We start from the raw sequence: 12229 nt of genomic DNA, 5'->3' as shown, positions 1-12229 counted from the left end.
TACTACGTGTCTATGCAATTTAAAATCTATTATCTGTAAGCTATCAATGCTTTCTGGCATAATTTAGAACGAATACAATCTTGTTGGGAGAAATGGATCACACTGATAGCTTCGTCATCGGAAAACCGCTCCAATGCATCTACCAACCCTGATGTAATTTTTATCGGCAAATCACACTGGCTAACATCACCATTTACAATCACTGTTACATTTTCTCCCAACCGCGTTAAAAACATTTTCATTTGATTAACGGTAACATTTTGCGCTTCGTCAAGGATCACAAATGCATTCTCAAATGTTCTTCCTCGCATATAGGCAAAAGGAGCAATTTCTACTTTGCCAATTTCAGGACGCAAGCAATATTGCAAAAATGAAGCTCCCATGCGTTTTAATAACACGTCATAAACCGGACGGAAATAAGGTGCAAATTTCTCCGCCATATCTCCCGGCAGAAAACCAAGATCTTCTTCTGCCTGTAATACCGGACGCGTCACAATAATTTTATCAACCTCTTTATTGATTAAGGCATCGGCCGCCATCACAGCACTAACGTAGGTTTTTCCGCAACCCGCTTCACCATTAGCAATAATCAATTGCTTGTTATTGATCGCCCGCATATAGCGATACTGTGCTTCGCTGCGCGGCATAATTTCTGAAATATCCCTGCTTTCACGCGCCATTCCGATAGCTTCCACACCTCCAAGCTGTACCAGTGAAGTGACATTATCGTTATCCCGATAACGTGAGTCCCTTTTTAACATTCTTCTAACTTCACGACGAGATTTAATCACTGCTTTCTGTCTACCCATAGTCGCACACCTTATCGTTAGCCTCACTTTGCGGTGTCTTAACATCGATGTTATTTATAGATAGGAGCTCCCTTTTAAGCTCATCAAAGGCCCATAAAAAAACCGACGCTAAGATCGTCACTTTTTATCAGTGACATGATCTTACGCGCCGGCTCCTAACCGAGAATGCAGTTTTAGCATCTGTCATTAGCATTCCTCGCCTCTTTCCGTTTTCTTTGGTGTAATCTAACGGACTATGATGTCAGTATAATGACAGTTTTTTATTTATGACAAGCTCAAAGGTTAAATTTTACTGAAACATTGTTTAATTTTTATTAGCAATGCATTAACAACTACTTTTTACAATTACCAGCCAAGTGATATCCCGCTTTTTTGGCTTCGGCTTCTGAGCGAAAGTAAATTGCGTTTTTATCTGCCACCGTTTTATAGCTAGCACAGTGTGCAAAATGATAAATCTGGCTATTTTTATTCCCCTTAATTATCTCATCTTGCGCCGTTTTTGATGTCATCCTTTGGGTTGATATCTGGCTATTCCCTGCATACAAATTACTTTGCTTTGGCGCACGGCTCTGTACCTCTCCCCCTTTTTGCGCCATCAATCCTTGCTGCGATATTAAACCTTGACCTGAATTTTTATGTCCCAATTCCCACTTTTTGCTGCCAGTCACAAATGGGTTATGGTGCCCCATAATCTTGGCGATTCGGTTATCTCTTTCACGCTCCCAGGCATCCACTGGATACTGGCGATCCCATGCCATCATCAATTGTTGCTGCTGGCGTGACATAGTCAGATTATAGCGGTCATGTATATAGAAATAGACTCTGGCAACCATACCTTTTACTCTATCGCGTGGTTCAAACAAATGTGATTTAAAATCCACCTTACTGCTACATGAACCATACATATTAGGTGTGTTTCTGGCGAGCATTCCGTAACCAAAATTACTGCGATCACCGTTAACTTCACCGATCGATGGAGCCAGGTTATGCATGTCTGATTCGATCATGCGAAATACAGGATCGGTTTCAACGCAGTTTTTCCGCCCACCATTCCGCCAACATTGACGCTGATGCCCGAATACCCAAGCTGGCACCATATGTTCCCATTCAATACGTGCAGCCCTTGTTTGCTGTGATCTAACGTGATAACCGCAAGAAGCCAGATCAACACGCCCACCACTTTTGCCAACCCATTGCCAATCACATCCACAATATAGTGTGCCTATGCCTGATTTTGTTTGTCCGTTATAAACATTTTTTCTTGATTCAACTTTAGCTTGTTCGAAGCTGGTCGGTGCACTCCATGCATGAAAAGAGAGGGTTAATCCAAAAACCAAAAGATAACGTGCCAACTGGCCTATTTTACTATTCAAAATAATACCTATTTACTTATTGTGCATAACATCCATCTATTATCCTGCCTGATCCCCCTCTAAAATGACAAATATTATTCGTCGATTTCTCTTTAACGATTAGGAAAACGTCAATACATTATTTGATGTAATTGATAATAATATAATTTAATCTACCGATTAACATATTTTATTGGCATATTAAGCGGAAAAACATTAATCTTATTAAACTATTGAGCTCTGTTTATTTGGGTAATATTAAGACACTCCTAAAATATTTAATTGAATTTAGTAGGATAAATGGCCATTAGCACTAAAACTGAACAACTTGAGCAAGAATTACTGGAAGTTGTAAAAAAATATTCAGGGAATGAAGAGGTGACCGTTATTACCACTAACAGTTCAGAAAACAATTTACAGATTCAGATTATTATCGCCGGTAAGAATCAGTTAGATATTACACTGAATTCGTTTTCTGATTAACCGAAATTTTCTCTGTAGTTTTCCATAACCCAAATAAACCGTGCTATGTTCGAGCACGGTTTTTATAGATAAAAATCAACTTTATCCGGATGCAGTCAGTTATCTCACAACTAAAACAGAGATATTAGCATATCCTACAATGCCCGACGCATTTGAACCCAGCAAGTGAGTTGAGATATCTGGCCGACGAGATCCGACAATAATCAAATCTGCATTAATCTCACGCGCTGTAGACAACACCTTATCCCGTGGAGAGCCGAAGGCAACAGAGAATGATACCCTATCTTTAGGTAAATCCATTCGTTCTACGACTTTTTTCAGTTCCTCTTCAGAATTCGCTATTGCTTTTTTGGCAAAAGCACTCAATAAATCATAGTGGTAACTATAATTCACGGAAAATCGGGAAATATCTGGCACAGAGTGAAAAAGATGAACCTTTGCATTAGATATTTTTGCTAAATATTCAGCATGTTTGATTGCATTATCAGTTAATATATCTTCCGCAATATCAATTGGAACTAAGATCGTGTTATACATACATACTCCCCTGTAATCGGATATAACCGCTAGCTATTGAGCATCAGTTAAAAGCAGTAAAATCAACAAATTATCATTCTTACCACCAATAATTATCGCACTACTAATACAGATGTTTTTGCATATCTGACAACTCCAGCAGAGTTGGAACCCAACAAATGCGTCGTGATATTAGGTCGTCTTGAACCGATAACAATCAAATCAGCGCCAATTTCATCTGCTGTAGCAGTAATTTCGTCTCTTGGTGAACCAAATGCAATCGAATAAGAGAGCTGACGATTTGGTAATTCAATGGAATCAACCAACTTTTTCAAGTCCCGTTCTGCCTTGATAGTCGCCTTGTCCTTAATTTCCATATAGCCTAATGCATAAGCATTAATAATCGCCGATGAAATGGGTAATACATGTAAAAAATGTAATTTGGCCCCTGTTTCCCTGGCAATTTTAAGAGCGCAGTCAACAGCCTTGTTGGTTAGATCTTCTTCTGAAATATCTACTGGTACTAAAATAGTTTTGTACATATGCACGCTCCTACTTATCGAAATACCAAGTTATCCTGATTTCTTTTAGTATATTGAAATGCGGAAAACTTACTGTGAGTTATCTAACACCTAAAACAAGTTAGCTCCTATTCAGATTCATGGATAGAGATTAGCCTGACAAACTCATAATTGTCTATTACATCAAATGATAATTTATTTCACAAACCTTATTGATTAAGATAATAAGCAGAAAATGTTACTACTTCTGCTCAAAAATCGTCTTATTAATCCAGAACTAATCACTCCACCTTAGAACCGGTGGAGTGAAATTAAATTGAATACTATTACAAAATAGTGGCGTTTAAAAAAGCGATTATCGATAAGCTGTCATGACATATTTTTAATTTTTTTAAGAATGGGTATTTATCGTGAATACTGGCTGTAAGACGAGCAGAATAACGCGGGAGAGACAGATTAAGAGCACAATAAGATACAGATGTGATTATTTCATTTTGTGGTTGGGAGTGCTGTATATAAGGGCCGGTATTGAGTCCTGTTTGAACATCTCGGTACAATGTATTAGGTATATAAGCCCCCCTTTCAACATAATCTTCTTCCCCCTCATCATACACATACTCCTGCACTCCATAAACTTGTTCGAGACTAATACCGCCAAGTGCCACATATTCTGCCTGATGCCCAAAAGTATCAATCAGACGCTGATAACATTCATACCATCTATCGCCATTTGACCATACCCCAACCACATAACCATACCCACATTCCTTCATGTCGCCGGTTCTGAAAACCAGTGGCTTATGAACAATATTGTCAGGTTTTAAAGAATGTGTTGCCTTTGTTATTTTCGTATCGTTTGCGCAAGCCGAACAACCCTAAGCCACCATTATCGGTATGAGTAATATATATTTTTTCATAATCTTATTTCTCCACAAAGAAAGATAACAATCTGCCAGGTAAAGCCTTACCATCTGAACCCAGTATGAAATCATTTCCTTTGTTATTTAAATACTACGCGCAGAAGCGTGAATATTAGGGCAAGATCACAAATTACGAATGTTTTTTGATCAAAAAAAGGTGCTGTAATGACAGCACCAAAATAGTGACACCGAAAAATCGCAGTTAAGCTTTTTTATCTAACGGAAAAGGGACAGGATGTTTCGTATTGTAATTAAAGGTATACATTGCCGTTATGACCATCATAACAACGAGCGTCCATACCACTTCTTTTGCTCCAGTTCCAAAAACTGCCCAGATACAATAGATAAAGGCGATAAACGTAATAATGATATATCGCGTTTTCTCTTGCCCAAGATGACCATGACCAATTAACAGCAAAGCTGCACAGGTATATAAGTAAGGTATCAAGGTAAAAATCACAGAGACGGAAGAGACCAAGCCAAATTCTTTCGCTGCATTTGGCGAAATACTACTGAGTTGGAAAATCGTCATTAGAACCCCCAGGATCAACAAACCCGCAACCGGAGTTCCTGCTTTGTTCACTTTGGCAAAGATTGAAGGAAACAGTCCATCATCTGCGGCAGCTTTGGCTGTTTGCCCTGCAAGCAATGTCCAGCCGCCCAATGATCCCAAACAGCCTGCCGCGGCACAAAAGGCAACGACTGCTCCAGCGGTATCTCCCAATGCCAATCGGGCAGCATCACCAAAAGGTGAAGATGAGATTTTCAACGCCGCGTTGGGGATCATACCCATAATTACACTGCTGGACAGAACATAACAGACGGCCGCAATCAGCACACCGCCAATAGTCGCAATAGGCACATTACGCTTAGGATTTTTAACCACACCAGCCGCAACAGAAGCGCTTTCAACGCCAATAAAAGACCATAATGTTACGTTTAAAATACTCTGAATCGCGCCAAAGGTATTCAATCCACTGACGTTCCACGCATCCATATAGGTCTTACCGTTGAACCAGAACCAACCCAATACAGCGGTTGCTACAATCGGAATCAATGCTAAGGTTGTCGCTACCGCTTGCACTCTGGTAATAACATGTGGCCCGATAATGTTCAAAATGACAAATATCCACAGTATGACTGTACAAGTGATGGTTAAAATAATGGGATCTTTCAGGATAGGGAAAAAATAACTCAGGTAACCAACGCCAATCACAACCATTGCGATATTACCGATCCAACACGCCAGCCAATATAAAATGTTAGTCTGATAGCCTAAAAAAGGGCCAAAGGCTCGTCGTGCATAGGCATAAGAACCGCCTGGACTGTCATCCAGTGAGGAGATTTTCGCATAGACAATCGATAACCCCACGGCACCAATGATAGTTACCAGCCATCCAAGGATCGCAATACCTCCTGTTGAGGCCAGACTGGCAGGCAGGAGAAAAACGCCCGATCCCATGATGTTACCCGCAACCATCAGAGTAACGGGGATCAATCCGACTTTTTTTGCCTCTGAAACATTTGCCTTTGAAACAATAGCCATAATTTATCTTCCCGTTTTCACTTTTTTATACACATGACGTGATAAATGCCATTGATAATCTCTGTACCTTCCGTTTCATGCTCAAAACCAGGAAATTCGTGATCCCACTTTTGTAATGCGTGTAAATATCCAATTTGGGGACTGGTTTTATCACCAAAGTTCTCGCCTGAAAGCAGCATGGGAATACCGGGCGGATATGGGATGATAGAGTTCGCAGCAATGCGATGAGGTAAATCGTCCAGTGCCACCATTTCCACATTATGGGTCACAATGGCCTGGTAAGCGGTTCGCGGCGTCATTTCCATTTTGGGTAAACCAGCATATGCCCGATTCAGTTTTTCACCCGGATTATTCTGCCGTAAATAATCGAACATTTTATCGCCTAACTCTTTCAATCCTAAATGCTCATACACCTCTGGGTGCTGCTCTACCAAATCCGGCAAAACTTTATTCAAAGGCGTATTAGCATCATAATGGTGTTTGAAAGACAGCAAGGTGTTAAGCAATGTTCCCCATTTTCCTTTGGTGATCCCCATTGAAAATAGGAACATAATTTGGAAGTCCGTGGTACGGGTTGGTACGATACCGTGCTGACTTAACCATGCGGTGACTAATGCTGCCGGCACGCCCTGTTTTTTCAACTTACCATTATCCCCCATGCCCGGAGCCAATATGCTGACTTTAATCGGATCAAGCATACTCCAGTTATCCGGTAAATCTTCAAATCCGTGCCAACTGTCTCCCGGACGCATTACCCAACAACTTTGTTCTTTCGTCAGTAGTTCCTTGGGTGTATCCTCAAAAGCCATTTTTTTACCAGTCACAGGATCTGTCACTTTTTCCTGATTCCAGGGCTTAAAGAACCAATCCCCTTTCTTACTGAAATCTCGATTCAAACGCGCTAATGCCTGACGGAAATCAACAGCTTCTTCAATAACTTCCTGAGTCAATGAGTAGCCACTATTGCCATCCATCATTGAAACCGCGATATCATTTGAAGCGCAAATCGCATACAGAGGAGAAGTTGTTGCATGCATCATGTAGGCCTGATTAAACCTCGAAAATTCTACAGGTTTGCGTCCGTCCCGTACATGGATAAAGGAAGCTTGAGATAGTGCATTCAACAACTTGTGAGATGAATGGGTAGCAAAAACTGTCGGCCCAGAGTGATTTTTCGGATCTCCACGCATGGCAAAATGATCATGATAAATTGGGTTAAACCGCGCATAGCCATACCATGCTTCATCAAAATGTATTCTATCGACACTTTTATCTAATAACTCCTGTACATGCTTAGCGTTATAACAGACACCATCATAGGTACAGTTTGTCACTACGCTATAAACAGGTTTCTGATTAGCCATGCCTTGGAACAGTGGATTTTGTTTCAGTTTCTTCTGTAATGTTTTAGCCTGCATTTCTTGTGGATAGATAGGCCCGATGATGCCATAGCGGTTACGGCTCGGCAGCATATAAACCGGTTTGGCGCCTGTCAGTATCAGCCCCTGTTCAATGGACTTATGACAATTTCGGTCAATGATGACCACGTCATCTTCGGTCATACAAGCCTGCATAATCGTGCGGTTAGAGCCTGACGTTCCGACCACGACAGAATAAGAATGGTCTGCACCAAATACTCTGGCGGCGTTTCTTTCACTTTCACCAAATGCACCGGAATGATCTAATAGCGAACCCAATGAAGCTCGCTCAATTCCCATATCGGTACGAAAAAGATTTTCCCCATAATAGTCATGATAAAAGCGACCAACTGGTGTTTTATTAAATCCGACGCCCCCTTGATGCCCTGGCGCCGCCCAGGAATATTCATAGGTTCGGCTGTATTTCATCAATGCCGACATTAAAGGAGGAAATAATTGTTGACGATAACGCTGCATGGCTGCAATGGCACGACCCGCAATAAAATCCGCAGAATCTTCCAATATCCAGGCAAATTCAGTTAGCTGTTCCAGTAATTCATGATTTAGCAAAAATACCGCTTTTTCCCGATCACTTAACAAAAAGACCGGAACATTTTCCTGTCGTTCAAATAATTTATTGAGAAGTTTCTGTATTTGACGATATAAATCATCATCGATGAGTGCACAGCTTATCATTAAACAATCGAACGATTCATTGGCTGAAATTATTGTATAACTATCATCAAAAGACTCAGCAATAATAACATCCACGTCTTTTTCGATTAATTTATCAGCCAACCTATGCACAGCATTTTCCACATAGTGACTATGATATCGTGTACCCACTTCGTTTTCTGCTATCAATACTTTCATGACATTATTCCTTACTCTATCTCTACTTGAACTGACAGGATAAATTCAGAGTTACTTGGCAATGACCATCGAATAGTTGATACGATCAGGAAAATTTAACGATGCTAAATGAGACACAGTAAAAGCTATCAATAATATAATTATCTAAGTTAACTATTTGTTAATATATAACTTTAAGATTAAAAATCACATTGATTAATATAGTGCCTATTTGAATTTGTGCAATCCATTTGTTTTTTGTCTATCTCTAAAATTTGGCGTTTATGGGTTTAGTAAGAGCCAGAGCACAATAGCGTAACCATGTGGATTTTCTTTACCAGCGTTACTATGGAAGAGTACGGGACGTCATTAAGTAAGTGCTGATGATGCCCATCACTAAATTATGGGAACAATATGAAAGAACATCCTGATTTATGGGCCGATTTATTAAACGGTCTAAGAAACGCTTGGCCGCAAATTTCTGGTTCTATTTTGGCCATCATGATCTGTTACGGCCGACTTATTTATGACGGTGTGGAGCGGAAAAATCGCTGGGTCGAGCCGCTACTATGTGGAGCGCTGTCGTGGGGATTTTCCAGTGGACTGGAACTATTTGGTATTCCAAACAGTATTTCACCTGCCCTCGGCGGTGCCGTTGGTTTTATTGGCGTAGAGAAAATACGAGAGTTTGCCATTCGTGCCATCAATAAACGTTTAGGAGATAACAATGACAAGAGGGATTCGTAACCACAACCCGGGCAATATCCGCCACGGTGATAAATGGCAGGGTTTGCATGATATCCAGACAGACAAATCATTTTGTCAATTTGGGGCGCCGGAATATGGCATACGGGCGATGCTAAAAATTCTGCGCAACTACGAACGCAAATACGGGGACAATACTATTCGCCAGTTTATTTCCCGCTGGGCACCACCGAATGAAAATAATACCGAGAGTTATATCGTTTATGTATGTAAATCAGTTGGCATAGCTAGCAGTGCCGTGGTGGATGTAGAAAATGTCGCCACAATGAGCCGACTGGTTAAAGCTATCATTCAAATGGAAAACGGCCAACAGCCTTATTCCGATGAGATCATTAAGCGAGCATTTGAATTGTTATAAGTTCTAATCACCGCCTACTGGCGGTGATTTTCAACAGTATCGTATCCCGCTTCCCTGCCAGATAACTAAAAATATAACTTGCTTAATATTCGCAATCATGCGTTAATAGCTGGGTCGGTTTGAAAGACAGACCTCATACAAAGCAGTTTATTAAAGCAATTCTCATCCTCAGGCGTTATCCCAGATATCCCTTTCTTTTTGAGTTTCTCCATTAAGCGCTAAGTAGTTTCTGTAAAACAAGCCATATTCGCCTAAAAAGGCTCAATTAAAGGAAATATCACATGTCTAATAAAATGACTGGTTTAGTAAAATGGTTTAATGCGGATAAAGGTTTTGGTTTTATCTCCCCTACTGATGGAAGCAAAGACGTCTTCGTACACTTCTCCGCTATTCAGAGTAACGACTACCGCACTCTGTTCGAAGGCCAGAAGGTCGAGTTCTCTATCGAGAAGGGTGCTAAAGGCCCGGCAGCAGTAAACGTTGTGCCTACAGCGTAAAATCTTCCCTGAGTCCCTTCCTCTGCGATAACGAAGACAGCCTCTGGCTTGAGTGGACAGAGTGACGGGATGTCAAAATATTTTCAGTTGCCGGTATGGATAAAACTGGACCGGTTTCTGCCCCTTCCTCTTTGGCTTCATTATCAATAGAAGCGTTCTATCCGTTGAAAGCTTAACTTCCTGAATCTCTCAAATCTTCTGCTCCCACCGTGTTCCCGTGCTAGTTAATCCTTTTTCTAGCGAGGGGATATTTATGCCAGATGCCTTCAATACACCGCAAAGAAGATTATGTAAGAACAAAACATTATATAGGGATTTTGAAGAACTGAATCATTAAGAGCCAGTATATGATAGCCCCATAGAGCGCCATGAATGTTCTGTTAAGCCTCCCCAAAACTCGCCACATAGGCACACCATCAGAATTTTTAAAAACCCCTATCAAAAATAAATAGTCTAAATCCCTTTTATAGCGGAAATTTTAAAAATAAAGTACCTGCTCATAAAGAGTTAGTTCTTCAATATCTCCAGTGTGCAGTAATGCCACATAAATCAAATTTAATTCATTATTAACCCGGTTAACCAGTCTCACGAGCAGGAGTTAAGCAATGTCTATATCATGCAATAATATTAACAACGAAAACCCACTTTCATTAGAGAATGCTTCTGCATCTCCCTCTTACAAAGTCCCACTCAGTTCTCCCCAGCAAGTTGTCTGGCTCGACCAGTTCTTCCGTCCTCATAGTATCTGCTATAACTTAGGTTCAGTGATTCTGGTTGAAGGAAAGTTGGATAAAGCGCTGCTAGTACGCGCTGTTGAGGCCGTTGTTTATCGTCATGATGCATTGCGTTTACGACTCGTTAAAACTCAGGAATTACCGCTGCAAACACTCACCGACACTTTGCCTGTATCCGTGACAATCCACGATTTCTCAGATCATGACAACGCAGAAGAACAGGCTGAACAATATATCCGTACTGCCTTCATGCGTCCGTTTGATTTGTACAATGAACTATGGCGTTTTGAACTGATACGGGTGAGTGATAATCGTTGGTACTGGCATTTCTGCTGTCATCATCTCATCGGGGATGGGATTACTTTAGGGCTTATTCCTGAAGAGATAGCTAACACGTATACTCGGTTAATCAGAGGAGAAAAATTTACCGAAACGGCCCCTTCTTATCTCGACTTTATTAATGAAGATCGCACCTATTTAAACTCACAGCGCTATCTACAAGACCAACAATTCTGGTCAGAGCGCTATAAAAACTTACCGCCAGCCTTAATTCAGCCATCAACTTTAGAGCAAACAACAGATAACGAACATGCCGAACCTTTAATTTGGTCACTGGATAACACGCTCTTCCAGCGAATCGAAGACACTGTCGCTGCACATGGATTGTCCGTCCTGCATTTTATGTATGCCGCGCTGGCTTGCTATTTCTCACGTACTGCTTACTCGCTGACAAACCGTACCGAAGATGAAGATATTGTTATTGGTATTCCCGTGCATAACCGTAAAAACAGTAAACAAAGACACACGGTGGGGATGTTTTCATCGGTGATTCCGGTCGGTATAACCGTTTCGCCCCATGATACTTTCCTTGATGTGATGGGCAAAACCGCAGCAGAATTGCGCCGTTGCTATAAACGTCAGCGCTTACCAATCGCAGAAATCAATCGACTCATACAAATCCAGCAGAAGACTGGGCGTGCTCAGTTATTCGATATCATGCTGTCATTTGAGCGGATAGACGTGAACGCCGATATACCCGACGCTACACTCAAATACTGCCAAATACAACGTGGCGCACCGTTCCCGCTTGTCATTGCTGTCCATCAATATGCATTCGCTAACAGTGAGGATGCCTATAAGCCTATCACGTTTGAGTTTAATTTTTCACCCAATTACCTGAGTCGTGCTGAAGTGGTAGCACTCCAATCTCGCCTCATGGTGTTGATAGAAGCCGCCCTGACGTCTCCGAAAACCCAGATCCGAAACTTACCCCTATTACCACTAGCAGAGCAGCAGCAACTGTTAGTAGATTTCAATGCCACACAAATGGATTTCCCGCCCGATACCTTAGTCCATTCCCAGTTTGAAGCACTGGCAGAGCAACAACCCAATGCCCCCGCCGTGATATTTGAAGAGCAAACTATTCGCTATGGCGAACTGAACCGCCGTGCTAATCAG

The 12229-nt window shown here is 41.3% G+C and carries 12 protein-coding genes; 5 read left to right on the top strand and 7 right to left on the bottom strand.

Annotation, left to right across the window (positions count from 1 at the left end):
• Window positions 1-29: 29 nt before the first annotated feature.
• Together phoH and Xets_RS14540 are read right to left on the bottom strand one after the other, a co-directional pair.
• A complete protein-coding gene (gene phoH, locus Xets_RS14545; RefSeq protein WP_099133585.1) occupies window positions 30-809 on the bottom strand; it encodes a phosphate starvation-inducible protein PhoH in 780 nt (259 codons plus the stop codon).
• Window positions 810-1141: 332 nt separating this feature from the next.
• A complete protein-coding gene (locus Xets_RS14540) occupies window positions 1142-2182 on the bottom strand; it encodes an endonuclease (RefSeq protein WP_099133587.1) in 1041 nt (346 codons plus the stop codon).
• Between the two features lie 279 nt (window positions 2183-2461).
• On the opposite strand from Xets_RS14540, the gene Xets_RS14535 reads away from it, so the two are divergent.
• Window positions 2462-2644 (top strand): hypothetical protein, encoded by a 183-nt coding sequence (locus Xets_RS14535; RefSeq protein WP_099133588.1) that lies wholly within the window; start codon window positions 2462-2464, stop codon window positions 2642-2644.
• Between the two features lie 99 nt (window positions 2645-2743).
• Here the strand turns inward: Xets_RS14535 and Xets_RS14530 are convergent, their stop codons facing one another.
• From Xets_RS14530 to adiA, 5 genes are all read right to left on the bottom strand, one after another.
• Window positions 2744-3181 carry a universal stress protein gene (locus Xets_RS14530; protein ID WP_099133590.1) on the bottom strand — a complete coding sequence of 146 codons (438 nt, stop codon included), beginning with the start codon at window positions 3179-3181 and terminating at the stop codon, window positions 2744-2746.
• Window positions 3182-3273: 92 nt separating this feature from the next.
• The gene (locus Xets_RS14525) at window positions 3274-3702 is read right to left on the bottom strand and encodes a universal stress protein (RefSeq protein ID WP_099133592.1); all 429 of its coding nucleotides are present in this window, start codon (window positions 3700-3702) and stop codon (window positions 3274-3276) included.
• A gap of 305 nt (window positions 3703-4007) precedes the next feature.
• Complete coding sequence (locus Xets_RS14520) at window positions 4008-4454, bottom strand: hypothetical protein (protein WP_099133593.1); 447 nt, start codon at window positions 4452-4454, stop codon at window positions 4008-4010.
• A 349-nt stretch (window positions 4455-4803) separates the two neighbouring features.
• Window positions 4804-6147: an arginine/agmatine antiporter gene (adiC, locus tag Xets_RS14515; protein WP_099133595.1), complete on the bottom strand. Its 1344-nt coding sequence runs from the start codon at window positions 6145-6147 to the stop codon at window positions 4804-4806.
• 17 nt (window positions 6148-6164) lie between these two features.
• Window positions 6165-8438, bottom strand: coding sequence for an arginine decarboxylase (gene adiA / locus Xets_RS14510; protein WP_099133597.1), 2274 nt, complete (start codon window positions 8436-8438; stop codon window positions 6165-6167).
• Window positions 8439-8831: 393 nt separating this feature from the next.
• Between adiA and Xets_RS14505 the strand changes: the two genes are divergently transcribed.
• The 4 genes from Xets_RS14505 to Xets_RS14490 form a co-directional block, all read left to right on the top strand.
• Complete coding sequence (locus tag Xets_RS14505; RefSeq protein WP_099133599.1) at window positions 8832-9164, top strand: phage holin, lambda family; 333 nt, start codon at window positions 8832-8834, stop codon at window positions 9162-9164.
• Window positions 9145-9540 (top strand): structural protein, encoded by a 396-nt coding sequence (locus Xets_RS14500; protein WP_187651974.1) that lies wholly within the window; start codon window positions 9145-9147, stop codon window positions 9538-9540. The genes Xets_RS14505 and Xets_RS14500 overlap by 20 nt, the downstream gene beginning before the upstream one ends.
• 281 nt (window positions 9541-9821) lie before the next feature.
• The gene (gene cspG, locus Xets_RS14495) at window positions 9822-10037 is read left to right on the top strand and encodes a cold shock protein CspG (RefSeq protein WP_099133603.1); all 216 of its coding nucleotides are present in this window, start codon (window positions 9822-9824) and stop codon (window positions 10035-10037) included.
• Window positions 10038-10642: 605 nt separating this feature from the next.
• Window positions 10643-12229: condensation domain-containing protein (locus Xets_RS14490; RefSeq protein WP_255430659.1), on the top strand; the 1587-nt coding region annotated here is incomplete at its 3' end.

This window comes from Xenorhabdus sp. TS4 (genome assembly GCF_014467265.1).
GTDB lineage: Bacteria > Pseudomonadota > Gammaproteobacteria > Enterobacterales > Enterobacteriaceae > Xenorhabdus > Xenorhabdus ehlersii.
This window is presented reverse-complemented; position numbering and strand designations above follow the sequence as displayed.

Coding starts and splice junctions, on each gene's coding strand:
- phoH (WP_099133585.1), bottom strand. CDS start 809: ATGGGTAGACAGAAAGCAGTGATTAAATCTCGTCGTGAAGTTAGAAGA.
- Xets_RS14535 (WP_099133588.1), top strand. CDS start 2,462: ATGGCCATTAGCACTAAAACTGAACAACTTGAGCAAGAATTACTGGAA.
- Xets_RS14530 (WP_099133590.1), bottom strand. CDS start 3,181: ATGTATAACACGATCTTAGTTCCAATTGATATTGCGGAAGATATATTA.
- Xets_RS14525 (WP_099133592.1), bottom strand. CDS start 3,702: ATGTACAAAACTATTTTAGTACCAGTAGATATTTCAGAAGAAGATCTA.
- Xets_RS14520 (WP_099133593.1), bottom strand. CDS start 4,454: ATGAAGGAATGTGGGTATGGTTATGTGGTTGGGGTATGGTCAAATGGC.
- adiC (WP_099133595.1), bottom strand. CDS start 6,147: ATGGCTATTGTTTCAAAGGCAAATGTTTCAGAGGCAAAAAAAGTCGGA.
- adiA (WP_099133597.1), bottom strand. CDS start 8,438: ATGAAAGTATTGATAGCAGAAAACGAAGTGGGTACACGATATCATAGT.
- Xets_RS14505 (WP_099133599.1), top strand. CDS start 8,832: ATGAAAGAACATCCTGATTTATGGGCCGATTTATTAAACGGTCTAAGA.
- Xets_RS14500 (WP_187651974.1), top strand. CDS start 9,145: ATGACAAGAGGGATTCGTAACCACAACCCGGGCAATATCCGCCACGGT.
- cspG (WP_099133603.1), top strand. CDS start 9,822: ATGTCTAATAAAATGACTGGTTTAGTAAAATGGTTTAATGCGGATAAA.